This window comes from Chryseobacterium sp. c4a, from assembly GCF_009900745.1.
Lineage (GTDB): Bacteria > Bacteroidota > Bacteroidia > Flavobacteriales > Weeksellaceae > Chryseobacterium.
On record NZ_WXVU01000012.1, the window covers coordinates 81,010 to 104,876 of the forward strand.

The 23,867-nt window shown below is 35.0% G+C and carries 27 protein-coding genes; 6 read left to right on the forward strand and 21 right to left on the reverse strand.

Features of this window, described 5'->3' with window-relative positions; all coding sequences use genetic code 11:
* Nucleotides 1-29: 29 nt before the first annotated feature.
* The 8 genes from GTR01_RS15695 to GTR01_RS15730 all read right to left on the reverse strand — a co-directional run bounded on the left by GTR01_RS15695 (nucleotide 30) and on the right by GTR01_RS15730 (nucleotide 5,149).
* Nucleotides 30-401, reverse strand: coding sequence for a cupin domain-containing protein (locus GTR01_RS15695; RefSeq protein ID WP_160138745.1), 372 nt, complete (start codon nucleotides 399-401; stop codon nucleotides 30-32).
* Nucleotides 398-925 carry a GNAT family N-acetyltransferase gene (locus tag GTR01_RS15700; protein WP_160138746.1) on the reverse strand — a complete coding sequence of 176 codons (528 nt, stop codon included), beginning with the start codon at nucleotides 923-925 and terminating at the stop codon, nucleotides 398-400. The genes GTR01_RS15695 and GTR01_RS15700 overlap by 4 nt, the downstream gene beginning before the upstream one ends.
* Nucleotides 926-927: 2 nt before the next feature.
* Complete coding sequence (locus GTR01_RS15705) at nucleotides 928-1,530, reverse strand: DUF2911 domain-containing protein (RefSeq protein WP_160138747.1); 603 nt, start codon at nucleotides 1,528-1,530, stop codon at nucleotides 928-930.
* Nucleotides 1,531-1,559: 29 nt separating this feature from the next.
* A complete protein-coding gene (locus tag GTR01_RS24910; RefSeq protein ID WP_160138748.1) occupies nucleotides 1,560-2,603 on the reverse strand; it encodes a bifunctional transcriptional activator/DNA repair protein Ada in 1,044 nt (347 codons plus the stop codon).
* Between the two features lie 2 nt (nucleotides 2,604-2,605).
* Nucleotides 2,606-3,370 carry an isocitrate lyase/phosphoenolpyruvate mutase family protein gene (locus GTR01_RS15715; protein WP_160138749.1) on the reverse strand — a complete coding sequence of 255 codons (765 nt, stop codon included), beginning with the start codon at nucleotides 3,368-3,370 and terminating at the stop codon, nucleotides 2,606-2,608.
* A 103-nt stretch (nucleotides 3,371-3,473) separates the two neighbouring features.
* Nucleotides 3,474-3,986 (reverse strand): methylated-DNA--[protein]-cysteine S-methyltransferase, encoded by a 513-nt coding sequence (locus tag GTR01_RS15720; protein WP_160138750.1) that lies wholly within the window; start codon nucleotides 3,984-3,986, stop codon nucleotides 3,474-3,476.
* A 42-nt stretch (nucleotides 3,987-4,028) separates the two neighbouring features.
* The gene (locus GTR01_RS15725) at nucleotides 4,029-4,577 is read right to left on the reverse strand and encodes a DinB family protein (protein ID WP_160138751.1); all 549 of its coding nucleotides are present in this window, start codon (nucleotides 4,575-4,577) and stop codon (nucleotides 4,029-4,031) included.
* Between the two features lie 53 nt (nucleotides 4,578-4,630).
* Nucleotides 4,631-5,149 (reverse strand): Crp/Fnr family transcriptional regulator, encoded by a 519-nt coding sequence (locus GTR01_RS15730; protein WP_160138752.1) that lies wholly within the window; start codon nucleotides 5,147-5,149, stop codon nucleotides 4,631-4,633.
* 68 nt (nucleotides 5,150-5,217) lie between these two features.
* Here GTR01_RS15730 and GTR01_RS15735 point away from each other — a divergent pair, with 68 nt between their 5' ends.
* The 6 genes from GTR01_RS15735 to GTR01_RS15760 all read left to right on the forward strand — a co-directional run bounded on the left by GTR01_RS15735 (nucleotide 5,218) and on the right by GTR01_RS15760 (nucleotide 9,060).
* The gene (locus tag GTR01_RS15735; RefSeq protein ID WP_160138753.1) at nucleotides 5,218-6,072 is read left to right on the forward strand and encodes a hypothetical protein; all 855 of its coding nucleotides are present in this window, start codon (nucleotides 5,218-5,220) and stop codon (nucleotides 6,070-6,072) included.
* Nucleotides 6,073-6,090: 18 nt separating this feature from the next.
* A complete protein-coding gene (locus tag GTR01_RS15740) occupies nucleotides 6,091-7,095 on the forward strand; it encodes a hypothetical protein (RefSeq protein ID WP_160138754.1) in 1,005 nt (334 codons plus the stop codon).
* A gap of 169 nt (nucleotides 7,096-7,264) precedes the next feature.
* On the forward strand, nucleotides 7,265-7,675 hold the full coding sequence (locus GTR01_RS15745) for a hypothetical protein (RefSeq protein ID WP_160138755.1): 411 nt from the start codon (nucleotides 7,265-7,267) through the stop codon (nucleotides 7,673-7,675).
* Between the two features lie 105 nt (nucleotides 7,676-7,780).
* On the forward strand, nucleotides 7,781-8,200 hold the full coding sequence (locus GTR01_RS15750; RefSeq protein ID WP_160138756.1) for a polyketide cyclase: 420 nt from the start codon (nucleotides 7,781-7,783) through the stop codon (nucleotides 8,198-8,200).
* Nucleotides 8,197-8,610, forward strand: a complete 414-nt coding sequence (locus tag GTR01_RS15755) for an EVE domain-containing protein (protein WP_160138757.1) — start codon at nucleotides 8,197-8,199, stop codon at nucleotides 8,608-8,610. The genes GTR01_RS15750 and GTR01_RS15755 overlap by 4 nt, the downstream gene beginning before the upstream one ends.
* A complete protein-coding gene (locus tag GTR01_RS15760) occupies nucleotides 8,611-9,060 on the forward strand; it encodes a MarR family winged helix-turn-helix transcriptional regulator (RefSeq protein ID WP_160138758.1) in 450 nt (149 codons plus the stop codon). It abuts the gene before it with no gap.
* A gap of 60 nt (nucleotides 9,061-9,120) precedes the next feature.
* On the opposite strand, the gene GTR01_RS15765 is transcribed toward GTR01_RS15760, so the two are convergent.
* From GTR01_RS15765 to GTR01_RS15825, 13 genes are all read right to left on the reverse strand, one after another.
* On the reverse strand, nucleotides 9,121-10,176 hold the full coding sequence (locus GTR01_RS15765; RefSeq protein WP_160138759.1) for an alpha/beta hydrolase: 1,056 nt from the start codon (nucleotides 10,174-10,176) through the stop codon (nucleotides 9,121-9,123).
* Entirely contained in the window at nucleotides 10,160-11,434 is a 1,275-nt protein-coding gene (locus GTR01_RS15770) for a PepSY-associated TM helix domain-containing protein (protein ID WP_160138760.1), read from the reverse strand. Before GTR01_RS15770 ends, GTR01_RS15765 begins: the two co-directional genes overlap by 17 nt.
* A 233-nt stretch (nucleotides 11,435-11,667) precedes the next feature.
* Nucleotides 11,668-13,845, reverse strand: a complete 2,178-nt coding sequence (locus GTR01_RS15775) for a TonB-dependent siderophore receptor (RefSeq protein ID WP_160138761.1) — start codon at nucleotides 13,843-13,845, stop codon at nucleotides 11,668-11,670.
* A 203-nt stretch (nucleotides 13,846-14,048) separates the two neighbouring features.
* On the reverse strand, nucleotides 14,049-14,543 hold the full coding sequence (locus tag GTR01_RS15780) for a hypothetical protein (protein WP_160138762.1): 495 nt from the start codon (nucleotides 14,541-14,543) through the stop codon (nucleotides 14,049-14,051).
* Between the two features lie 163 nt (nucleotides 14,544-14,706).
* Nucleotides 14,707-15,057, reverse strand: a complete 351-nt coding sequence (locus tag GTR01_RS15785) for a hypothetical protein (RefSeq protein WP_160138763.1) — start codon at nucleotides 15,055-15,057, stop codon at nucleotides 14,707-14,709.
* A 27-nt stretch (nucleotides 15,058-15,084) separates the two neighbouring features.
* The gene (locus tag GTR01_RS15790) at nucleotides 15,085-15,921 is read right to left on the reverse strand and encodes a hypothetical protein (protein WP_160138764.1); all 837 of its coding nucleotides are present in this window, start codon (nucleotides 15,919-15,921) and stop codon (nucleotides 15,085-15,087) included.
* A gap of 61 nt (nucleotides 15,922-15,982) precedes the next feature.
* A complete protein-coding gene (locus GTR01_RS15795) occupies nucleotides 15,983-16,666 on the reverse strand; it encodes a hypothetical protein (protein ID WP_160138765.1) in 684 nt (227 codons plus the stop codon).
* 178 nt (nucleotides 16,667-16,844) lie between these two features.
* The gene (locus GTR01_RS15800; RefSeq protein WP_160138766.1) at nucleotides 16,845-17,384 is read right to left on the reverse strand and encodes a hypothetical protein; all 540 of its coding nucleotides are present in this window, start codon (nucleotides 17,382-17,384) and stop codon (nucleotides 16,845-16,847) included.
* A 15-nt stretch (nucleotides 17,385-17,399) separates the two neighbouring features.
* Entirely contained in the window at nucleotides 17,400-17,843 is a 444-nt protein-coding gene (locus tag GTR01_RS15805; RefSeq protein WP_228452255.1) for a hypothetical protein, read from the reverse strand.
* 118 nt (nucleotides 17,844-17,961) lie between these two features.
* Nucleotides 17,962-21,144, reverse strand: a complete 3,183-nt coding sequence (gene carB / locus GTR01_RS15810) for a carbamoyl-phosphate synthase large subunit (RefSeq protein WP_160138767.1) — start codon at nucleotides 21,142-21,144, stop codon at nucleotides 17,962-17,964.
* Nucleotides 21,145-21,203: 59 nt separating this feature from the next.
* Nucleotides 21,204-21,557, reverse strand: a complete 354-nt coding sequence (locus GTR01_RS15815) for a four helix bundle protein (protein WP_160138768.1) — start codon at nucleotides 21,555-21,557, stop codon at nucleotides 21,204-21,206.
* Between the two features lie 41 nt (nucleotides 21,558-21,598).
* Entirely contained in the window at nucleotides 21,599-22,672 is a 1,074-nt protein-coding gene (locus tag GTR01_RS15820) for a carbamoyl phosphate synthase small subunit (RefSeq protein WP_160138769.1), read from the reverse strand.
* A gap of 83 nt (nucleotides 22,673-22,755) precedes the next feature.
* The gene (locus tag GTR01_RS15825; RefSeq protein WP_160138770.1) at nucleotides 22,756-23,646 is read right to left on the reverse strand and encodes an aspartate carbamoyltransferase catalytic subunit; all 891 of its coding nucleotides are present in this window, start codon (nucleotides 23,644-23,646) and stop codon (nucleotides 22,756-22,758) included.
* Nucleotides 23,647-23,867: the final 221 nt, after the last annotated feature.

Genomic DNA, 23,867 nt, shown 5'->3' on the forward strand with positions numbered 1-23,867 from the left:
CTTTTTACTTTCTAAAAAGCCATCAATGATTAGTCTACTCCTTCCTCTTCCCTGTTCACCAGCTCCATAGAAAAAGCAGGCAGGCAGATCGCAAGATATTCACATGGTTCTGAAAATGGATTGCTGTAACGAATTCTCGCTCCTTTTTCAATAAGGATACTGCTTCCTTTTTCCAAAACAACGATTTCGCCATCGATCTCAAATTGCTTTTTCCCAGAAATAATGTAGGTAAATTCATCAAACTCAGGGGTCTGATGGGGTTCACTCCAATCCGGAGGAGCTACCATGTGAGCAATGGAGACATTAGAATTCCCAGTGGAATTTCCCCAATGTTCTTCAATCAATTTTCCGTCTGTAGTAGGAACTACAAAAGGAGACTGTTGTATTTTATATTTTTTCATACCCAATCTTCTTTTTTAATTTCATATACGAAATTGGTTCTTGTAGGCTCTGCAAAGTAGGCAACTTCCTCTTCTGCGATTTTTATCCCGCCAAGTTTTTCAAGGGCTTTTTGTGAACGGAAATTCTCTTTCCCAATATGAAAATGTACTTTATCTACATATTGAAAGATATAATCCAGCATTAACTTCTTCACTTTAGGATTAATTCCTTTTCCCCATGATTTTGTACCATAAAAAGTATAACCTATGAAAATATGGCTGTCTTTTTCATCAAAATTATAATAACGGCTGCTTCCCAATACATCTCCGGTTGCTTTTTCTACGATTTTAAAAGCTCCTTCACTTTCTATAGCTCCTCTAAAGAAATTTTCAAAAATTTCTCTTTGGTAACGATCCTTGTTCGGGTGCTGTTCCCAAACTTTAGGATCTGATGCTACTTCATATAAAGATTCAAAATCCCCTTGCTGTAAGGGGATTAATTGAAATTCTTCATTCTCTAAAACAGGCTGAATAGAAAAATTCATGCTTAGCCTTTTTTATTAGAATCGGATTCTATTTTCTGGATTTCTTTCAATTTATCAGAAATCTTGATCACCGTATCCAGTTTTGCTGGTTTCAATGGAATTTCAGCCTGGTTCATATCCCATTTGATCACTAAGTTCCCTGAGTTTTCATCTGTTGGATTTAGGGTAATTTCAAACCACTCCTGCTTGTCTGCCAGTTTGTTCACCGGCACCGTTACGTCTACTACGTCCTGTTTAGGATCATAAGTATAGGCACCCCATTGCTGGAAATCTTTATTCAAAATTACTTTCCATTCTTTTTCTGTAGGAACAATAAATAATCCGTAAGTTCCTGCCGGAACATTTTTTCCGCCAAAATTAACGGTCTGTCCGAATGTAATTTTTGTAGATGAGTTAGCTCCTGCTCTCCAAATCTGACCATAAGGAACTAGTTCTCCAAAAATCTTACGTCCTTTTACTCCCGGTCTTCCATAGTCAATAGAAATTTTAGACATAGAAAACTGCTGTTCTACTTTCTGACGCGGACTTACCGCTGGTACGGAGTAATCCTGTGCTAAAGCGAACGCTGAAACTGAAATACAAACTGCTACTAATAACTTTTTCACGTGTAAATTTTTGTTTAAAATTACGAAAATCAAAATAAAATAGCTTTCTCCAGCTCCAATAATTTTTGTTTTCTCCAGATTCCGCCACCATAACCTGTTAGCTGTCCATTGCTTCCAATAACCCGATGGCAGGGAATCAAAATTGAGATTTTATTGAGTCCATTGGCATTAGCTACTGCTCGAACAGATTTCGGATTTCCGAGAATATCGGCCTGTTCCTGATAACTTCTGGTTGCTCCATAAGGAATTTGCTTTAATATCTCCCAGACCTGCTTCTGAAAAGCGGTTCCTACAAGAGAAAGAGGAACGGTAAATGCTGTCCTTTTTCCTTCAAAATATTCATCAAGTTCTTTTTCCAGGGTTATAAAATGAGAGTTTTCTCCTTGTATGATATTTGCATTAAAATAAGCGGAAATATTTTTCAATTCTGTCGGCAGAGCCTTTCTGTCTGAAAATTCAAGGAGGCAAATCCCGTATTCATCTGCACAAGCTACCATGGTTCCCAGTATGGTTTCTATTCTTTTCAGATCAATAATCTTTTCTGATTTATTATTACCTGGTGATACTCCAAAAATGTTTTTAAAGCTTTCGTTAAAACCGCTCAGACTTTCATATCCTGAATCAAAAGCAACTTCAGTAACCAGCTCGCCTTGCTGAAGTTTTTTAAATGCTGTATTTAGTTTAGACATTCTCTGAAAGGCATGAAACGTAACGCCATGATGTTTCAGAAACCACCTGCGAACCGTTGCGGGTTCCAATCCTCTTTTCACCAGATCATAATCTTTAAGCTTCAAAGCAGGATCTTCGGCAATTTCCTGCAGCAATTCTTTAATATAAGTAGGAGTTACATTCAAAGTTTCCAAAGGTTTACAAACTTTACAGGGACGATACCCTTTCAACATCGCTTCTTTTGTATTGGAAAAGAATTCCACATTTTCAAATTTCGGTTTACGCGCAGTACAGGTAGGACGACAAAATATTCCGGTCGTCTTTACTCCCATCCAGAAGATCCCCTCAAAGGAGGAATCTTTCCGAAAAGAAGCGTCATACATTATTTTTTCTGTAAGTTCCATGATCAGATGAAAAGTGCTGTAAAGCTTTTGCTATTCGTAATTGTATCGCTTATTTTTTCCAATTCACGATAAATATGCCTGTTTAAAAATGCCCCTGAAGTAATTCTTTTTACGCCTGCTGATTTCAAGGTTTCAAAATTGGGGAGATCAGGTAAACACATGACATTAAGGGGAAGTGATGTTGCATGGACAATTGTTTTGATATCTTCTTCATTCGTCATGCCGGGAACGAAGATTCCATCAACATTAAGTTTTTCAAACCCTTCAATTCTTTTGAGTGTTTCTTCCAATGCATTTTCCATACCCAGTAAAAAAGGATCAGTTCTTATATTGATAAAGATTTCATTTCTTCTTTCTTTTAGCATTGACAGAATAGTGCTTAGTTTTTCAAAGAATACATTTCTGTCTAAAAGCTTTCTTTCTCCGTGAATAACATAGGTGTCTTCCAAATTGATTCCGACTACTCCTATTTCCAGCAGCTTGATAATATTTGAAACAACGATCTCATCGGTACTTCCATACCCTCCCTCCAAATCAACAGATAAAGGAATGGAAACGGATGCTTTTATTCTTTTAATGATATAAAAATACTCTTCGAAACTCATCTGCTCTCCATCTTCATATCCTAAGCTCATCGCTACAGCCGAACTTGAAGTTGCCAGCGCTTTATACCCTAATTTTTCAAATACTTTTGCACTTTGTACATTCCACACATTTCCTAATAGTAAGGGCTCTTCTTCCTGATGTAAACTTTTGAAACTGATCATTCTATTTTTTAGTCAAAAGTAGGAATATTACTCAGGTGGCTGCAACCGAAAAATGAACAAGTATTTTTGAAGGTGTTGGGTTTTATATTTTTCTTACAAACTTTTAAAACAGGATTGCTTTCTCCAATTCCAACAGCTTTTGTTTTCTCCAGATTCCGCCTGCATACCCTACCAGTTCTCCATTCGAGCCGATAACACGATGACAAGGAATTAAAATTGCAATTTTATTGATTCCATTAGCGGTACCTACAGCACGAATAGCTTTTGGATTACCAAGAAGTTCAGATTGTTGCTTATAGGTTCTGATCTCTCCCATTGGTATTTCGCGTAATAACTGCCAAACTTTTTTCTGAAATTCAGTACCTGTGATAAATAAAGGGACTTCAAACCGGGATCTGTCTCCATCAAAATATTCTTTTAGCTCTTTTTCCAATTGTTGAAAATGAATATGATCTTTTTCTACAATTTCTGCCTTCAGTGTTTTTGATAATGCTTTCAGTTGTTTATCAAAATTTTTCCTGTCAGTAAATTCCAACAGACAGATTCCCTGATCAACTGCACAGGCAATCATTTCTCCCAGTGGAGTCTGTATCTTTTTTTGATGTATGAATTCCATTAGTTTAAAATTACTATTTTTCCCGAATTCACACCCTTTCTTTTATATATTCTTTATAACCTTTTTTGCCTGGGCAATATGTCTTTCATTATGGTAGATGACAAAACGGAAAGTATCACCCAATTTTAAGGTGATTAATTTTGAAATACTGATTGCGGTTTTTGTTTTTTCCAGATTGATATGCTTTGCCTTTTCCAATAGATCAAGTAACTGTTGCTGCTGTATTATAAATTCATTCACGACTTCTTTATTCAGCTGGCTATGAATAGGATTCATGGTTTTAATGGTCTTCATCTTATTCAACTTTTCCTTGGGGAGCATCATATTAGCAAAATAGTTTCCTAAAATTCCTGGGTTAAAATCAGGTTTCGGACTTGTTGCAGAAGAAGAAATTCGATGAGAAATTTCAGGGATATAAAAGTTTCCATAACGATTGAGATGTTCCAGACATTCCAATACACTCCAACTATCGGCAGATGTTCTGAAATTCAGTTCATTTTCCGGTCTTAATAAAAGATTTCGGGCATATTGTAAGTGTTCTCCGGTTCTGCTTTTTAATTCATCTAACAATTTTGCGGTTGAAATTTTCATTACTGTTTTTTTACAAATTTCCGAATCGGTATATTCTTAAATATTGATTCAACTCAAGATTTTTTAAGCCTTGATAAGGTTTCCGGTGACATCCTTAGATAATTGGCAATATACTTATTGGGAACTTCCTGAAACAACTTTGGACTTCGCTTTAATACTCTTTCGAAGCGTTCTCTTGGAGCATTAATCAACAGATCTTTTTCTCTTTCTAATTGCTGTAGCACAAGATCTTCTAAAACATTCATCCAAAATCTCATATTTTCTTCATCAGATTGAATAAAGCCATAAAAATCCTTTTTTGAAGCAACTTTTACCATCGTTTTTTTGATAGCCTGAATATAAAGCTCCGATGGCTTTCCGGAAAGAAAGGAATCGAGGGAAACAATAATATTCCCGGTATATCCAAAACGAATGATTCTCTCTTCATTTTCATCCATCATAAAGATCCGAACACTTCCCTTTTCAATAAAATAAATATCAGTATCTGTACTTCCTGAAATCTTCAGAAGCTCATTCCGTCTGAACGCTCTATCTTCCCAATGAATTCCGCTTTGAAGTAATTTTTCAACCATTTCATATTATTATTTGGTGTTCCAAAGATAATGGGTAATTTTAAAGGTTTAAATACCAATCACGAATAATGCTCAAAAAAACAGTTTTTTCACTCCTCTTTTCTGCTGTATTTTTCGGTATAAAGGCTCAGCAAAACATTCCTTTCCGAATCACAAAACATAATACCATTATTATAAAAACGCTTGTCAACAAAAAAGATTCATTAGACCTGATGTTTCAGATTGCCATGAAGGAGGCTGCTGTTTCTCCGCAACGAAAACGAAAAACGGATCATATCATTTTCAATAAAGAGGAAATCAGCGAGCATAATACTGTTGATATTGGCAATATGAGCTGGAAAGATGTCAGTTTTACAGATAATCAATTAACAGGTCTTGAAGCAGATGGCAAGATTGGAACAGCTCTTTTTGAGGGAAAAACTTTTAAAATTGATTATGATAACAGCCAATTTACAGTCTATGATAAACTCCCAGATCTAAAAGGATTCCAAGCTGTTCCTATTTTGTGGAAACAGGATGTTTTTTACCTTGCGGCGGATAATGTTGTGGATGGGAAAAAGCAACAGGAAGAATATTTTGCACTCCAGTCCGGATATTCAGGAAGCATTTTATATAGCAATGATTTTGATGATGACAAAGAGCTGAACAAACATTTAAAAGTTACTGGAGAAAAAACGCTAAAAAATGCCCAAGGCCAGAGCGTCATTACAAAACAAGCGATTCTTCCTGCGTTTAAACTTGGAAATTTTGTTTTTAAAAACATGCCTGTAGGGTTCTTTTCCGGAGAACTTAAAACTCAAAATATCAGCTATTTTGGAGCAGATATGATGCGTAGATTCATCTGGATTTTTGATGCAGACAGAAAAATGGCTTACATTAAGCCTAGTAAATATTATTCTGAGACTTATTACAAAATAAATTAAATTCAAATATTCTTAATCATGAAGATTAATACGGCCATAGTGCTTTTATGTTCACAACTAATGATTGTCAGCTGTAAAAAAGATGACAAACAAACGGTTCAGAATCAGCAAACAATTGTAAAAGATTCTGTAAAAACGGCTACCAAGGAAGAGGAAATAGATTTTAAGAATTTTAATATTTTCAATGTTTCCACCATGCAGCGCAAAGACCTTATGGATACCTTTATCTCGGTCTCTGATATTTATAATGACAAGGATGCTGTTCCGGCAGATTTTCTGAAAAAACAAAAGGAACTTCCGTTTAACGAGTTATCTTATATTGAATTAGATGATTCTTACAGAAAAAAAATGCTGGCCGGAATTCATATTACAGAAAATGATTCATTATATCTCTACAATTATGAAACCAATAAGCTGCAAAAAATCCCTGTTAATAAGCTAAAAGCTGTAGCCTATATCTCACCTTATATGGGTGAAGGAGATGAGATAGATTCTGAGTCTTATATGGTAGGATTCCAGCTTGACACTCAGAAAGGCAATGATATCTTTGATAAATACACGAATGTGATCGCTTACTTTGGGAGTAAAAGTCCATTTGTAGAAAATCAAATGAAGATGATCAAATGGGAAAAAGCAGATGCTGATATTCAGAAAAAATATTTTTCCGGTTCAAAACTAAAATACGGTGGTATTTATCAGTATCAATATGAAAATCTTACCTATTATGTACAGGATCTTCTTGAAGAATATGGAACGCAGGAACGTAAACTGGTTGTGGTTAATGAGCATCAAGAAAAAATATTTGAAAAAACATTTTTCATTGAAGACGGTGCAGAATTTAATCCTCTAGTAAAAACGGAAAATGATTCTTCCAATAATTATGCTCAATGGACGGGTAAACTTTTTAAAGGAAAAGAACCTGTAGTCTTTAATTTCATATCTCCTTCTTTCGGTTGCCCGGTGATTACATTTTTGGATAAAGAAAAGACTGAACTTAGCATTAATTGCGATAACAGGCATTAATTGCTGAAAAATAGTTTGTTGAAGCTGCTCAATCAGCAGTGTTTGCAAGATATTTTTCAAAGAAATAAACTGATAAACAAACCTGTGAATGTACAGGTTTGTTTTTTTTATTGTAAAAAGTTTTTGAAGCAAAAAATAATGTAATTTTAAGATAACACAAAACACAATTATGAAACAAAATATACATCTTTTTACATTATGTATTTTCATTAATCTACTGATTGGCAATATTGTACTCATCATTATCTTTCCTGGTCTGATGTCCATTTATCATATTCTTATTTCACTTTTCATATTCATTATGTATGGAATCGTATTTTATAAACTGAACGGAACTTCTAAGAATTACGGAAACTGGAAACTGACTGGATTTTCAGCCGGATTGAGTCTTGCATCCTTGTTCATTGCATGTATCTTTACTTCCATTGGGAATCGTTTATCAACAGACGGAATCATCAGTGCCGGATTAAAAGGAGCGATTCCTATGTTTATTTTTGCAATTGTCCTGGCCTGTCCTTTCTGGATACCTTTAGCATTATTCAATTTTATCTGTTTATATTTCATGAGACACAAAATATAAACAACAGACAAACAACATATTAAAACACACCATTATCATAAACAGTATTTATCTTTTGCATTTAATATGCACACTTATTATATTTGCACTTATAAAATTAATATTATGTGGAAAAAAACATATTCAGTACTTACAAGAGAAGTTACCCGAGAACAAATTTGGAAATTAACTACCGACATTAATCATTGGAAAGACTGGGATGATACTGTTGAGTATTCAAACCTTTTGAGGGAATTTAAGGAAGGGGAATTTTTTATTTTAAAGCCGAAAGGGGGGCCAAAAGTAAAAATTAAAATTGTAGAAGTTATACCTTTTCAAAAATTTACTGATTTAACTTCATTTCCGTTGGCGAAAATGTATGGCGAGCATTTTTACGAAGTAACAGAAAATGGTTTAAAAATCACGGTTACAATGACTGTAAAAGGTTTATTATCTAAACTTTGGATCAAACTGGTTGTTCATGATATTGTTAAGAGTCTTCCGGAAGATATTGCTAATCAAATTAAAAATGCTAAGAAATTATGACCAGATATTGGATAGCTTCTGTGTCTAGAGAACATACAGAACTCGGAGTAGAGGGTAAATTTATTCAGGTTTGCCACGGTAAAAAAGCACCTTTACAGCGCATGAAAAAGGGTGATTATATTATTGTTTACTCTTCTAAGATAAAGATGAGCAGCCCGGCAAAACTACAGGCATTTACTGCAATTGGAAAAATCATTGAAGATGAAATCTATTCTTTTCAAATGACAGAAACATTTATTCCTTTCAGAAGAAATGTAGAATTTTATGATTGTAAAAAATGTTCTATCATCCCACTCATTGAGGAGCTTGATTTTATAGAAAATAAAAAGTTTTGGGGCTACCCCTTTCGCTATGGACATTTTGAAATTTCCGAAAAAGATTTTAATTTAATCGCTTCAAAAATGTTCTAAATGAATAAGGATAATACATTCAGTGTAGAGAAAGCTGAGGACAGTTCAGGTTTTTTATTATGGCAGGTTACCAATCTTTGGCAACGGGAAATTAAAAAAGCACTCTTGCCATTTGATCTCACCCACTCACAATTTGTTATTTTAGCGAGTGCTCACTGGCTTATTCTTCAAAAGACTGAAGTTACCCAGATTATTCTTTCTCACACGACTAAAATTGACCCAATGACAACCTCACAGGTATTGAGGGCACTGCAAAAAAAGGAGTTTATCAGTCGAAAAGAACATATCACAGATACTAGAGCCAAAACCATTGAAATAACCGATGCCGGAAAAAAAACAATAAAAAAAGCTGTAGTTGCTGTAGAAAATTTTGATCGTGAATTCTTTTCAAAGCTTGAAACTTCACAAAAGGAATTCAATAAGAACCTACTGAGCTTATTAAAAATATAAATAAATATCTATAAAAAATGGGGTACATTGAACTTTTGTCAGTGTACCCCAATTTATCAATTATTTAACTTTCGGATAAAGCTTGTCTTTCTGCTTTATAAAATACGCTTCGGATTCTTTAAAATCATTTCCTTTCATGAATTTAAGAATCACATTCAGATAGGATTCGGAAGGTATAAACTCTGCTCCCATTTTTCCTGAGAACTTTTTATACTCTGCATCCAGTAACCCGGGATTTTTAGCAAGCTGCTTTATATCCGTTCTGAAACCTTTGAAGATAAACTTTAACGCTTCATAGTTTCCAGGATAAGAAACCGTCCCATGTGTTTCTCCTTCAAAAAAGCGATGCTTATAGTTTAAGGTAGCGTTTTTCTCAACCATTTCTTTAAATTTCTCTATAGCCTGGGTCATATCAGAATTCCAGTTTTTCTGTTGTTCTTCATTATCAGCCTGAGAAACATATAGAGATTTATTGGCAGGGAATTTTTTATTTTTATCAAGATAATCTTTTGCTTTTGAAAGCGTTACTTCATTATCCCACCATAAACTTGGATCATTGGCAACATAAGCATTAAAATATTCCGGATGAGCAAGCAACACATTAATGGCAAACAAACCTCCAAACGAATGTCCTACCAACACAGAATACTCCTGCGTTCTGTAGTTCTTGCTGATGAAAGGTTTTAGCTCGTCCTGTAAGAATTTTACAAAGTTTTCACTTCCGCCACTGTCTGCAAAAAGAGTCAGCAAAGGATTTACAGGGCTTTTCTTTTGGGATTTTGTAGGGGTAAGATCTCTTGTACGCTCTGTATTTTTGATTCCAACGACAATACATTCCGGCATATCCGCATAAGGAGTTCTGGCGATAAAATCCGTCAGCCCGGTATAATATTCAAAATTGATCTCACCGTCTAAAAGATAGATCACCGGATATTTTGCAGGATTAATAGTGGTATCATTATAGGTTTTAGGCAGATGAATCCAGACTTCTCTGTTTTCATTCAAAATTTTTGAAAATACAGTTTGTTTCTCTCCAATCGTTACCTTTTCCTGAGCTTTTCCAAGTGTAAAGAATGAAAATATAGATACATATAAAATTTTAAACCAATTGTTCATGATGTGATTCTTTTCTGTGTTGATGAATATTTTTAATTTCAGTATTCTTTTTAGTTGTTTTATTTCTTCTTCCCCACCAGATCAGAAATCCTGTAATGGGAAGGCTGCTGCAAATGATTCCGATAATAAACGTGAAAATCTTTCCGAACATTCCACCCCAATAACCAACATGAAGGTCAAAGTTCATATGTTCTATCACTTCATGCATCAGCACTTCTTTCGGATAATTAATTTCATCTCCTGTATATTTGTTGACTTCTTTGCTTTTCCCATCCACAATGCTTTTTAAGCCAATAAATTTAGCGGCCACCACATTGTAAACCGTTGCAGAATCTTTACGCGGCACACTCATTCTGACTTGTTTTGCCTGGGGAATTTCTTTAAAACTTCGATCTATAAAATCTGTAAACGACAATGCTTTTTTCTCGGGATCATATACGGGATCATATTTTTCTGCAATCTTATGCGCATCGGGAGCTCCCCCAAAAGTAACCTGAGTAAGATCTGTTAAAACCTTATACGCCATAATCAGTCCTGTAATTGTAATAAATACAGCAGGTAACAGAGAATAGAACCCAAAAACATTATGGAAATCGTAATTTTTTCTGCGCCATTTTGTTCCTGATTTGATTTTAAAAGCAGTTGTTCTTGTTGTTTTGTTCCATTTTTTTGGCCACCAGAGGATCAATCCACTGATTAGCTGAATAAAAAATATAATAGAAGCTACTCCTACTACCGTTTTTCCAAATTTCCCTGCCAATAATTGGGCATGAATGTGAGCGACCACATAGAAAAATTCATAACTTTTTGTAGACCCCATCACTTTTCCAGTGTAAGGATCAAGATAATGATAGGCAAATACACCTCTTGGCCCTCTGCCTTTTCCTTTAGGTTTTTCTGCTTTTTCAGCATTCTTATCTTTTGGCGGTTTGGTGGCAGAAGCTACCCGGAATGTTCTGTCTGCTTCTCTATAGGTATCGAAATAAAATGCTTTACGATCTGGAACCTGTTCATGAAACTTGGCTAATAGCTCTTCAGGTGACATTTTTTTTGCATTGGCCGGAGCCTGTACATATTTGGCACTTCCACCACAAAGATCAACAATCTCGTCACAAAAGACGAAAACCGTTCCGGAAAGCGTAACGGCAAGTAGTATGATCCCGGAAACAAGTCCGAGCCAGAGATGGAGCCATCCTGTAATTCTTTTTGTCAGGGATTTTCCCTGTTTTTTCTTGGGGTTAGTTTTTTTATTTTCCATATCTGAAAGAGTCGTCTTTTGATCATTGTGTTGTTGGAAAATGCAAGGGCGCAAAGATTTTATCTTCATACAATTTCAAAATTTGTTATATTATCTCTCGTAGGTCATACTCTATTGAAATTTGTGAGATTGATATAACAGGCTATTCCTGCTGAAAATTTTGTTTTTTACGCCGTTGCGCTTTTCCAATCAACTTTAAGGTTGAGACAACGTTTTTTGTTTTTTAATGAATATTAGAATTTAAATGCAAAATTGGCCAGGAATTCTCTTGGTTTTTGTGGCTGTCCGTAGAAGTTCCAATAGGTTTCATTGAATGCATTATTCATTTTCAGACCGATTCTGTATTTTTTCTTATCATAGAAAATCGTTGCACCTACCGTGGTATATGATGGTGCCAGGAAATGATTTTTGATATTGATGTACGTTTTATCTACAAAATTGAATCCTGCTCCGAAACCTAGTCCTTCATAGCTTCCGCTCATAATTTTATAGCTTGTCCAGAAATTGGCTACGTGTTTAGGTGTCCAGGCGCTTCTTTTTCCGGCATCCGGGCTTCTGTCATCAAATTTATTATCATTAAAACCGTATCCTGCGACAATATTCCATCCTTTCACAGGGTTTGCTACAACATCTACCTCAAAACCTTGATTTTTGATATTTCCATCCTGAATATATAATCCTAGAATAGAAGGATCTTCAATCAGACGGTTTTTAATTTTCATATTATAATAACTTACCGTTGTCAGTAATTTTTTGCCTAATAAGTCTAGCTTAAATCCAGCTTCAAACTGGTTCCCTTGTTCAGGTTTGTATTCTATAAAAACATTTGTATTTCTTGGATCTCTTTGAGGTGCAACGTTTTTAAATCCGTTCACATAATTAGCAAAGAATGAAACCTGATCTTTTACAATTTCATACACCAATCCGAATTTAGGTGCAAATTGAGTTTGTTTATACTCCCCCTGCTTTTCTGCTCCATTACTGATCAAATTTTCATTCTTATAATTGTCCATTCTCAAACTTGCCATTACCAATAGATTATCAGTAATATTCAATACATCTGATGCATATACACTGAGTGTAGTCACCTTATTGATATCGAACATCGTCCCGTTTCTCGGAAGTGATTTGATAATATCTCGTGAAATAGGAGCCCATGGTGATGTAGAATCTAAAATAACTACATCATCTTTCTGTTTGCTTTTATCCGGATTAATGATCCCGTCTAAAGGATAAGGAACGAATGCTGAAGAGGGGTTACTCCCTACTTTATATACTGGATATTGATTTTTGCTGGTCTGTTGGAAATAGTCTAATCCCACCACCAAACGGTTTCTTAAATTTCCAATTTTAAAATCGCCAATAAAGTTTTGCTGAATATTATCTGTTGTAATTTTATAATTATCAAAAGGGCGTATACTTCTGCTTACTGAGTTATTATCCTTGTAATTTAATACCAAAAAAATAGATTCTTTCTCATTAGCTTCTCCTCTTTGGTAAGATGTTCTGGAAGTCCATTGATCATTGAATTTATGGGTAACTTCAGCCATGGTTACAAAATTGGTTCTTTTCGAGCCAACATCATTACTGGTAAATGATCTGCCATGAATTGCCGAGAGGTCTTTCATAGAATGTAAGGTTAAGTTTTCAGACCTTCTTACATAAGCATTAAGTGTTTTTTCCGGTGCGTGAAATTCTGTATCTAAGGTTACAGTAGTTTTATCACTTACTTTATATAAGATACTTCCTGAAAAGAATACTCCTTTACTGTACCCTGCATCCTGAAAAGAATCTTGAGAATAAGCAGCTACATTAAATCTTGCCAATGCTGTTTTTTCTTTATTCAAAGGGGTATTTACATCTGCTGTGATTCTGCTCATTCCCCAGCTTCCCGTGGTGTAATTGATGATTCCGCCAAAGTTTTCCTGTGGCTTCTTGGTAACCACATTCACTACTCCGCCATAGCTTGCCAACGTTCCACCAAACAATGTTCCTGATGGCCCCTTGATAACTTCTACTCTTTCAATATTGGCAATTTCCGACTGTACTCTTGGGTTTTGAGTCAATCCGTTTCTGAAACTGGCATTGGAGCTGAATCCTCTAAGAAAAATATCGTTACCACTATCATTAACACTGTTGTTTACTACAACTCCGGGAGCCGAAGCCATTGCCGTATTGAAATCGGTAGCACTCATTTCGCTGATGATCTCTTTAGGAACAAGATTATAAACCGTTGGATTTTCGAGGTTTTCTAAAGGAAGTCTTGCTACTGATTCTGATTTTTTGGTTCTGTAATTGTGGGTTCCCTGAAGGGATACCGACTGGATCTCGGCTACTTTAATGGTATCACTTTCTTGTGCACTTAGCATGGTTACTGCCAATAAAGCAGCAGAAATAATAGTTTTTTTCATTTTTATAATTAAGCTTAGTCCAACAAAAATAGTTTATTTTTATTAATTCTAAATAAAAACATGATCGATATCATAAATTTTATCCCTGGAAAAAGGCCATAAATAAAGGGTTTGTGAAAAATCACAAACCCTTTATTTCAATAACGATTGAAATTTAACCGCTCTATTTTATATAAAAACTTTATTATCTCTGGTTGAATTCTTTATACAACTACCATCATAGACATATAATAGTTTGCACAGTGTAATGAAGTCAATAATAGGATATCTTTATGGGAAAACTCCTCAAAGCCATCAGAAGTATTGATTTGATATTCATAATTCAGTAGGTTCCATTTAAACTTAGGTTTCATTACTAAAAGTTCTATCCCCAATTTATCAGTAAGTACAAATGAATCTTTGAAGACTCCTCTATGTTTACACACAAAACTTTCTTTTACTCCATCAAAATACGTTTGTACGATTATTTCACCATTCCAATTCATTCTAAACTTTAACAGAACCTTTTCATTATCTTTCAATTCAATAGTTGTACCCCAAAATCCTTTGGGTTCTATCTGATAATTTTGATGGTTGGCCAGTTCCATTACTGCATTGAAATTAAACCAACTTTTATAGGTAATTTTTCCTGTGAGTTGATCATCATGCATGAGATCAAAAGATAAAGAATCATTAGATTTTGCGTAATATTCTGCCATGGTTGTTTTATAGTTTGGTGGGAGTTGATTAATTTATAACAATTCTTGAATCATTTATTTATGACCCCCTAATTTACAACCTCTTACATAAATCAGCAAAAAAAAATAAATTAGATTTATATTGCTGTCTATTTTACGCCATCTTTTCAATAAACAACTGATCTCAATAATCCATTGTGCGCATTATGGTTATTCCGTTTTCTAGATGAAAAACAAGCTGTTCGTATTCATCCCTACTCAGATCTATGATTTTCTGACCTTTGAAAGCTATATCCTTGGGAAGTTCCCAATTTTCATTTGTTAGAATAGTAAGAGGTTCTTTACTGATCCAATCTGTAATAAAGTCGCTTCCAAAGTGCAGTTTCAATGTATCATCAAGTTCCATAACTGTTGAAAAATAGTATGCAGGTGAGATGCCTTGTATATGTTCATAAGGCCCATCCTGTCTGGTAAAAAACAGATTAGATAATTCTCTACCAAGTATCAATCTTTTATATTTTTCTAATTCTGACATTGTATTTAAGTTATTACAATAATAATGTTATTCATTTTTAAACCAATACTCCCATTTTTCAATATCAATCCCAAATTTTCCTTGCCACCATCGTGCCGGATAACTAACATCATCATTTCTGATGGGTCTGTGTTCTCTTTCCGGATAAGTAACATATTTTTCAGCATATCCGAAATGGTCATCATCGTGCAAGATATCAATAACTCCCAGAATTTCCAACAATGCTACCCGTTCTCCATCATTTGATTTTAATATTTTGGAAATCCTTTTTTTAAGTTGAGCTACTCTATCGTTGGGGTCAGAAGTTTCAATAACTTCTTTCAGCTCTGATAATATTGTATAATCATTTTCATTAGGCTTTACAACAGGTAGTTTTGGAAATTGTTCTACATCAAATAACACCTGGATTAAACTATCAAAGCAAGCTCCGTCTTTATATTTAAAATAATTGATCGTATTAAATTCAATAGACTCTTCAAATTCAAAGGTATGAAGTCCACAAACTGCACAAATATCTTCATTCGGTTCCGGACTGGCTGTAAAGCTATGTTCCGACAATGATTTTGCAATACAGTAACTTGATAAAAATGAGCGGTATTCTAATTGTCTGGTACTTAAACTATAAAGGAAAGCGTTTACAACATCCTGTTTTTTAATCTTAGCTACAGCAGTTTTAATTCTACTGCAAATTTCATCATGACCGATATTTTCCTGTTCATACATTACATGATGCTTCTTTGCATATTCAAAATCTTCTTTGGTAATATATTGTATATAAGCATCCCATTCAAACCAATCCCTTAAGCTTTCATCCTGAGATTTCTTTATAGTTTTGAGCAAGATTTTTATTGCTTTTTCGTCCATCTATTATCGATAATCATATTATGTATTCACTTATTCCTAGGTAATAAACAGTGATCACTGATTATTTTGTCTTCAAATATATTCCTTCAATGGTGGCATTCATTCCGAATTGTCCGCTGCATACTCCCTGAGTATATTGAACTACAGCAAACCCTTTGTAGAATTTTACTTTAAACTCACAATCATCTGTATCCGGAAGTTTGTAAGTAAAATTGGTTGTTGTAAGACTGATGGTGTCATCATCTATTTGGGCAATATTTCTTCCCGGATCTCCTGTTACTGATGTTATCCCAAAAACAGCTTTTGAATCTGGTAATTTCTTAATTTCCAAATCTCCCTGATACCCAGCTTCACTATACTGGTAATGGTAACGTCCGAACAAATCTTCTCTTTTTGTTTCTATTTCCTTTGAAACAAGAGCTGTATCCTTCTTCACAAGATCAAGTACAAGTTCCTTTCTGGTCTTGGGCGAAAACCAACTTCCTTTGAAATTACCTTCTGTAGGTTTTCCGGTAATAACACCGGTTATATTTCCTGACTTTTCAAACTCCAGAATTCTGTAACTATGATCAGCTTCAAGGGTTCCTATAAGTGTTATTGGTAATTTGTTTTTGGTATTCAAGTAAGTAATTTCACCTACAATTATATCTCCATCAATCTGATAGTGAATAAATACAGGAGTTTTCCCGTTCACAAAACCTTTCCAAGATATTTCTTTCCCGTTTTGATTTTTTACTGATGCCAAAGTAACTGATCTTTTTGGGGTTGCAGAATTTCTTTGGTCAGGTTTATTACAAGATATAATTGTCAATAACGGAATGTAAAGTAAATATTTGTATTTCATGGTGCGTATAGATATCTATATGCGAAGATACAGTCTAGCGAGGAATTTATATTCTTTTTGTAAAATTATTTCAACACTTTTAATCATAATGTCCAATATTTTTTTGTACAGATTCAATCTTATTATTTTTAAATATGATTAAATAATGTTGACCGGTAGTCATTGAATATGTTGTAAAAGGATTTCCTAAAATATCTGCTCTCAGAGAATCATTTTTGATTTCTGAAAAGTAAATATACTGTAAAGGCCCATGAAATTTACTTAATTCATCAATCCTTATAACTCTATACTTTTTATCTTCTCTCCAATTTGGTTGAGTATATTTTTTTGAGATCTTAGCTATGATTGCGTTTGGAAATGAATTCTCATTCTTAAAATATTCACTTTTATAGAGAGAATAGTTTTTAATTTTATAAATTCTGGAAATTATTTTCACTCCAGAAGCATCTGAATTATACTCTTTTAGCAATGGTTTTCCTTGATTAAGTTTATGAGCAATAGAATTATAGGCAAGTTCATACTTTCTGAATTCTGAATTATTTTCAAAATTAGTTTTTGCTACACAAGAACATAAAAGAACCCAATTAAATAATAAAAAAACATATCTTACATTTCTCATTCAATCCATTTTTTATTATTCAATTTTATAAATATAATCATTACTGATAAACTTGGTTTTATTTTGCAAGTCCTCAGTGTTAAAGACTTTTCCATCAACTTCAACACTTTTAATCATATATCTCCATCTTCCGTTATAGCTTTTGTCAATCCTTGTTGTGGAATTGGGCGGAACTTCCAGAACAATAGCAGAGTCTTTCATTTCTATCTTTTCAAGAGACTTCAGCTTTTTTATTTTTCTAAAAGCTTTAGGAGATAATATTTCATTTTCATAATGAAATCCGAAACTAACAGAATCATTATTTATTGCTTTTGAAACAGGGTAATGATAATTGATCGTTATTATTCTTTTTGTTCCGGTCAGATTTTGAATATAAAAATCTGTTGAATAAGAACATCCTAAAAAAATCAGGATAAAAATAAAACTTAAAAAACCTGTCGTCATTGCTTTTATACTCACTTCAATTTAGTTTAGATGTTTTTCGTAAAAATAAACAGAATACTTTGATTGGTGATTTTTTTAATAAAAAAAATCCCGCAAGAAAGCTCGCGGGATTTGAAATATTTGTTTTTCGAAATTACATCGTCTCCATTTTGAAGCTCATGCTTTCGATTACTTTTAGAATGGCTTCTACTGTATCCATTGAAGTTAAACAAGGAACTCCGTTTTCCACACTCATTCTTCTGATCTGGAATCCGTCTCTTTCGGCTTGTTTTCCTTTTGTAGTCGTATTTACCACATATTGAACTTTTCCTTTCTGGATCAGGTCGATCAGGTTTACATTTTCTTCTCCGATTTTGTATCCTATTTTGCAAGGAATTCCTTTTTCTTCGAAGAATTTCGCAGTACCTTCTGTAGCCCAGATTCTGAAACCTACTTCATGGAATCTTGCAGCCAAATCAGCAGCTTCTTCCTTGTGCTTATCTGCTACAGTGAATAAGATAGAACCATGCATAGGAACTTTTCTTCCTGCTGCTACCAGTCCTTTGTAAAGGGCTTTCTCTAAAGTCGTATCTTTCCCCATAACTTCTCCTGTAGACTTCATTTCTGGGCCTAAAGAGATGTCAACTTTCGTTAATTTTGAGAAAGAGAACACCGGTACTTTTACAAAGACTCCTTCTTTATTTGGAACCAATCCGTTTTTGTAACCAAGATCCACTAACTTCTGTCCTAAGATCGCTTTCGTTGCAAGGTTTGCCATTGGAACTTCCGTGATTTTAGATAAGAAAGGAACTGTTCTTGATGAACGTGGGTTTACTTCAATCACATATACATTTCCTTCAAAAAGTACATACTGGATGTTCATTAATCCGATTACTTTCAGTCCTTTTGCCAGTCTTTGAGTATAGTCTACTAAAGTATCGATTTCACTTTGTGAGATATTCTGTGGCGGATATACTGCGATAGAGTCTCCGGAGTGAACTCCTGCTCTTTCGATGTGCTCCATAATTCCTGGAATTACCACTGTTTCACCATCACAGATCGCATCTACTTCAATCTCCTTTCCTACCATATATTTATCAACCAACACAGGGTGCTCAGGGCTTGCATCTACCGCATGCTCCATATAGTGCGCCAGTTCTGCTTCTGCATATACAATTTCCATGGCTCTACCTCCAAGAACGTAGCTTGGACGTACCAATACCGGATAACCGATTTCGTTAGCGATTTTAATGGCTTCTTCTTTTGAAGTAGAAGTTCTTCCTTTTGGCTGAGGAATTCCAAGTTCCTGAAGTGCTTTTTCGAATTTATCTCTGTTTTCAGCTCTGTCAAGATCTTCAAGTGAAGTTCCTAAAATCTGTACTCCATGAGAAGCTAATTTGTCTGCAAGGTTAATTGCAGTTTGTCCTCCGAACTGTACTACTACTCCTTTAGGTTTTTCAAGCTCGATGATGTTCATTACATCTTCTTCAGTAAGTGGCTCGAAGTATAATTTGTCAGAGATAGAGAAGTCTGTAGAAACCGTCTCAGGGTTATTGTTGATGATGATTGCTTCGTAACCCATTTCTTTGATCGCCCATACTGAGTGAACGGTTGCGTAGTCAAATTCAACTCCCTGTCCGATTCTGATAGGTCCTGATCCTAGTACGATGATCTTTTCTTTATCAGAAACTACACTTTCGTTTTCTTCTTCATAAGTTCCGTAGAAGTATGGAGTTTCACTTTCAAACTCAGCCGCACAAGTGTCTACCATTTTGTAAACCGGCATTACTCCGTTTTCTTTTCTGAAGTTGAATACTTCACGTTCTTTTACATCCCAAAGAACTGCGATATTGATATCTGCGAAACCTAATCTTTTTGCTTCAATTAATGTTTCTTTATCAAATTTATTTTCAGCGATAACTTTTTCAAAATCAACTAGTTTTTTTAGTTTCCAGATGAAGAATTTATCAATTTTGCTCCATTCTACGATTTGCTCCCAGTCGTATCCTCTTCTTAAAGCATCTCCGATGATGAATAATCTCTCATCATCACACACTCTGATTCTTCTTTCGATTTCTTCAGCAGTAAGAGCCTGAGCTTGTTTTGTTTTTAATCCTAAATGCTTGATTCCAGTTTCTAATGAACGGATTGCTTTTTGTAAAGACTCTTCAAGGTTTCTTCCGATTGCCATTACTTCACCAGTTGCTTTCATCTGAGTGGAAAGTCTTCTGTCTGCAGTTTCGAATTTATCGAATGGGAATCTTGGGAATTTTGTTACCACATAATCCAGAGCAGGTTCAAAACATGCGTATGTTTTTCCTGTTACCGGGTTCATGATTTCATCCAGCGTTAATCCTACTGCAATTTTCGCTGCGATCTTTGCAATCGGATATCCTGTTGCCTTACTTGCTAAAGCTGATGAACGGGAAACTCTAGGGTTTACCTCGATGATATAGTAGTTGAATGAATATGGATCTAGTGCTAACTGTACGTTACACCCACCTTCAATTCCTAATGCTCGGATGATTTTTAAAGAAGCATTTCTCAATAATTGGTACTCTCTGTCTGAAAGGGTCTGAGAAGGTGCTACTACGATAGAGTCACCTGTGTGAACTCCTACCGGGTCAATATTTTCCATGTTACAAACCACAATCGCGTTGTCGTTTGCATCACGCATTACTTCGTACTCAATTTCTTTGAAACCAGCAATTGATTTCTCAATAAGACACTGTGTAACCGGGCTGTGTTTTAGTCCTAGCTCAGCAATCTCTTTTAATTCTTCTTCAGTGGAAGCGATACCTCCACCTGTTCCACCCATTGTAAAGGCAGGACGAACAATTACAGGATAACCGATCTCATCAGCAAAAGCTAATGCTCCTTCTACTGTATTTACAATATCAGATTCAGGAACCGGCTCGTTCAATTCTCTCATCAATTCACGGAAAAGATCTCTGTCTTCCGCTCTGTTGATGGCAGAAAGTTTAGTTCCCAATACTTCCACTTTGCATTCTTCAAGAATTCCTGATTTCTCAAGTTCTACCGCCATGTTAAGACCTGTTTGTCCTCCAAGCGTTGGTAGTAATGCATCAGGACGTTCTTTTCTGATGATGTGGCTTACAAACTGTAATGAAATCGGCTCGATATATACTTTATCAGCGATTTCCACATCTGTCATGATCGTTGCAGGGTTTGAATTGATCAAAATTACTTTGTAGCCTTCTTCTTTCAAAGATAAGCAAGCCTGCGTTCCTGCGTAATCAAATTCAGCTGCCTGTCCGATGATGATAGGGCCTGAACCGATTACTAAAATTGTTTTTATATCTGTACGTTTTGCCATTTTTCTTTTTTTAGATACAAGATGTTAGATGTCAGATTTCAGACTTCCAACAGGATGTTTTACTTTTTTAAATTAGATTTGAATGTATAAATCATTCTTTGAATTTCATTCAGATTTGATATTAAACCATTGACTTTTTCTGCTTCTAGTAAATTTAACTCTCTAATTAAAATTAGCTGTGTCTGTAGCTCAAAAGAGGACGCATTGGCTATTCCGAGAAAATGATAAAATTCTCTATCATTATTTCTTCCGGCTCCTTCGGCTATATTTGAAGGAATAGAGACCACAGACCTTTTAATTTGAGAAACCAAACCAAACTTTTCATCTTTAGGTAACTCTGCACAAATGATATAAATCTGTTTTGCAAGTTCTATAGATTTCTGCCAAAAAACCAGTTTTTCAAAATTATGCATGATCAAGTCTGTTATCTGATGTCTAATATCTGAAGTCTTTCTTACTTTTTAAAGTCCTCCATCATTTCAATAAACTCATCAAACAAGTAGTTTGCATCTTCAGGGCCTGGGCTTGCTTCAGGGTGATATTGAACTGAGAAACAAGGGTGGATTTTGTGTTTTAATCCTTCGTTGGTTCTGTCGTTTAGTGCAATGTGCGTTTCGATAAGGTCTGTTCCTTTTAAACTTTCCTGATCTACAGCATATCCGTGATTCTGAGAAGTGATTGCTACCGTGTTTTTCGCTAGGTCTAGTACTGGGTGATTACCTCCTCTGTGTCCAAACTTCAGTTTGAATGTTTTAGCTCCACAAGCAAGACCAATTAACTGGTGTCCTAAACAGATTCCGAAGATTGGAACTTTTCCTAATAATCCACGGATCATATCTAATGCATGTGGTACATCTTCCGGGTCTCCGGGGCCGTTTGAAAGCATGATTCCGTCTGGATTCATCAATAGGATATCTTCAGCTGTTGTATCCTGAGAAACCACAATAATATCACAGTTTCTTTGAGATAATTCTCTGATGATTCCTAATTTAGCTCCGAAATCTACCAACACCACTTTGAAACCTCTGTTTGGGTTTGCATAAGGTGTTTTTGTAGAAACTTCTTCTACCTGATTTGTTGGGAATGCAGTTGTTTTTAATTCTGCAGCAGTTGACGCTTCATCTGCGTCCGCATTCACAATTTTTCCTTTCACTACTCCTGAATTACGAAGAATTCTTGTCAGTCTTCTTGTATCAATTCCTGAAATTCCTGAAAGATTTTTCTTTTTAAATAGTTCATCTAAAGTAATCTGAGTACGGAAGTTAGAAGGAAGATCGCAAAGTTCTTTTACGATAAGCCCTTTAATTGCCGGCTCAATACTTTCATAATCATCACGGTTAATACCATAATTTCCGATAAGCGGATAGGTCATACAAACTATCTGACCACAATACGATGGGTCAGAGATCAATTCCTGATACCCTGTCATTCCGGTATTGAAAACTACTTCTCCTGCAGTTTCCAATTCTGCTCCGAAACCTTCTCCATGAAATACTTCACCGGACTCCAGTATTAATTTTTTCTTCATTTTTTCTATTTAGATTTTCTTTTTTTATTATCAGGTCGCTCCTACGGAGCTCGCTATATTTTTTACTTTTACCTTGGCTCTTTTTATTTAAAGGTAAATCCTTTTTCTTCTAATGCATCTTTTAAGATGGCCATTCTGGCGAAAACCCCGTTTTCCATTTGTCTGAAGACTCTTGAACGTTCGCATTCTACCAGATCTGAATCTATTTCCACTCCTCTGTTGATAGGTGCCGGGTGCATGATGATGGCTTCTTTTTTCATGGCTAGTTCTCTTTCTTTCGTCAGACCATATTTTCTGTGATAATCTGAAGCAGTAAAGCTCATTGCGTCATCATGTCTTTCATGTTGGATTCTTAATAACATCAGAACGTCTACTTCAGCGATCAATTCGTCTACGGAAAGATAAGTTCCGTTGATTAATGCTCCTTCGTCAAACCATTGTTCAGGACCGGAGAAATATACTTTAGCCCCTAGTCTTCTTAAAGCTTCAGCATTTGAATTGGCAACACGACTGTGTTTTACATCCCCTACAATTCCTACTTTTAATCCTTCAAACTTTCCAAATTCCTGATAGATCGTCATCAGATCCAGCATACATTGTGAAGGATGGTTTCCTGTTCCGTCTCCTCCATTGATTACAGGAATTTTAATATTTTTCAGTTCTTCAAAATATCTGTCTTTCTTATCACGGATTACTACAAGGTTTACTCCAAGGCTTTCAATGGTCTTTACTGTATCATAAAGACTTTCGCCTTTATTTACAGAACTGTGTGAAGCATCAAAAGGAACAACCTGTAATCCTAATTTTCTTTCTGCAATATCAAAGCTTGTTTTTGTTCTTGTACTGTCTTCGAAGAAAAGATTGGAGCAAAAAACTTCGCCTTCAATTTTAGCAGTTTTTCCATTTCTGAAAGCCATCGCTTCTGTCAGTATACTGTTGATTTTCTCGGTACTTAGTTCTGTAATCGTAAACATAATCTTAATTTTTAAGCATAAAAAAAGCGAAGACAACAATCTTCGCTAATAACAATAAATATCGTAAAGGGCGCTTTCGCCCGGTAAATCTAATGATATAAATGCTTTTTTATTCATTAGGTGCAAAGATACAAAAATTTCACGAACCTCCAAAAACAAATTTTAAAATAAATTAAAACCTTTAGTATTTACCTATTCTCATTTAAAATTAATATTTTTGT

Bases quoted from the DNA above. Each gene is read 5' to 3' on its own strand.
- GTR01_RS15695 (WP_160138745.1), bottom strand. From the start codon at position 401: ATGAAAAAATATAAAATACAACAGTCTCCTTTTGTAGTTCCTACTACA.
- GTR01_RS15700 (WP_160138746.1), bottom strand. From the start codon at position 925: ATGAATTTTTCTATTCAGCCTGTTTTAGAGAATGAAGAATTTCAATTA.
- GTR01_RS24910 (WP_160138748.1), bottom strand. From the start codon at position 2,603: ATGGAACTTACAGAAAAAATAATGTATGACGCTTCTTTTCGGAAAGAT.
- GTR01_RS15715 (WP_160138749.1), bottom strand. From the start codon at position 3,370: ATGATCAGTTTCAAAAGTTTACATCAGGAAGAAGAGCCCTTACTATTA.
- GTR01_RS15720 (WP_160138750.1), bottom strand. From the start codon at position 3,986: ATGGAATTCATACATCAAAAAAAGATACAGACTCCACTGGGAGAAATG.
- GTR01_RS15725 (WP_160138751.1), bottom strand. From the start codon at position 4,577: ATGAAAATTTCAACCGCAAAATTGTTAGATGAATTAAAAAGCAGAACC.
- GTR01_RS15730 (WP_160138752.1), bottom strand. From the start codon at position 5,149: ATGGTTGAAAAATTACTTCAAAGCGGAATTCATTGGGAAGATAGAGCG.
- GTR01_RS15735 (WP_160138753.1), top strand. From the start codon at position 5,218: ATGCTCAAAAAAACAGTTTTTTCACTCCTCTTTTCTGCTGTATTTTTC.
- GTR01_RS15740 (WP_160138754.1), top strand. From the start codon at position 6,091: ATGAAGATTAATACGGCCATAGTGCTTTTATGTTCACAACTAATGATT.
- GTR01_RS15745 (WP_160138755.1), top strand. From the start codon at position 7,265: ATGAAACAAAATATACATCTTTTTACATTATGTATTTTCATTAATCTA.
- GTR01_RS15750 (WP_160138756.1), top strand. From the start codon at position 7,781: ATGTGGAAAAAAACATATTCAGTACTTACAAGAGAAGTTACCCGAGAA.
- GTR01_RS15755 (WP_160138757.1), top strand. From the start codon at position 8,197: ATGACCAGATATTGGATAGCTTCTGTGTCTAGAGAACATACAGAACTC.
- GTR01_RS15760 (WP_160138758.1), top strand. From the start codon at position 8,611: ATGAATAAGGATAATACATTCAGTGTAGAGAAAGCTGAGGACAGTTCA.
- GTR01_RS15765 (WP_160138759.1), bottom strand. From the start codon at position 10,176: ATGAACAATTGGTTTAAAATTTTATATGTATCTATATTTTCATTCTTT.
- GTR01_RS15770 (WP_160138760.1), bottom strand. From the start codon at position 11,434: ATGGAAAATAAAAAAACTAACCCCAAGAAAAAACAGGGAAAATCCCTG.
- GTR01_RS15775 (WP_160138761.1), bottom strand. From the start codon at position 13,845: ATGAAAAAAACTATTATTTCTGCTGCTTTATTGGCAGTAACCATGCTA.
- GTR01_RS15780 (WP_160138762.1), bottom strand. From the start codon at position 14,543: ATGGCAGAATATTACGCAAAATCTAATGATTCTTTATCTTTTGATCTC.
- GTR01_RS15785 (WP_160138763.1), bottom strand. From the start codon at position 15,057: ATGTCAGAATTAGAAAAATATAAAAGATTGATACTTGGTAGAGAATTA.
- GTR01_RS15790 (WP_160138764.1), bottom strand. From the start codon at position 15,921: ATGGACGAAAAAGCAATAAAAATCTTGCTCAAAACTATAAAGAAATCT.
- GTR01_RS15800 (WP_160138766.1), bottom strand. From the start codon at position 17,384: ATGAGAAATGTAAGATATGTTTTTTTATTATTTAATTGGGTTCTTTTA.
- carB (WP_160138767.1), bottom strand. From the start codon at position 21,144: ATGGCAAAACGTACAGATATAAAAACAATTTTAGTAATCGGTTCAGGC.
- GTR01_RS15815 (WP_160138768.1), bottom strand. From the start codon at position 21,557: ATGCATAATTTTGAAAAACTGGTTTTTTGGCAGAAATCTATAGAACTT.
- GTR01_RS15820 (WP_160138769.1), bottom strand. From the start codon at position 22,672: ATGAAGAAAAAATTAATACTGGAGTCCGGTGAAGTATTTCATGGAGAA.
- GTR01_RS15825 (WP_160138770.1), bottom strand. From the start codon at position 23,646: ATGTTTACGATTACAGAACTAAGTACCGAGAAAATCAACAGTATACTG.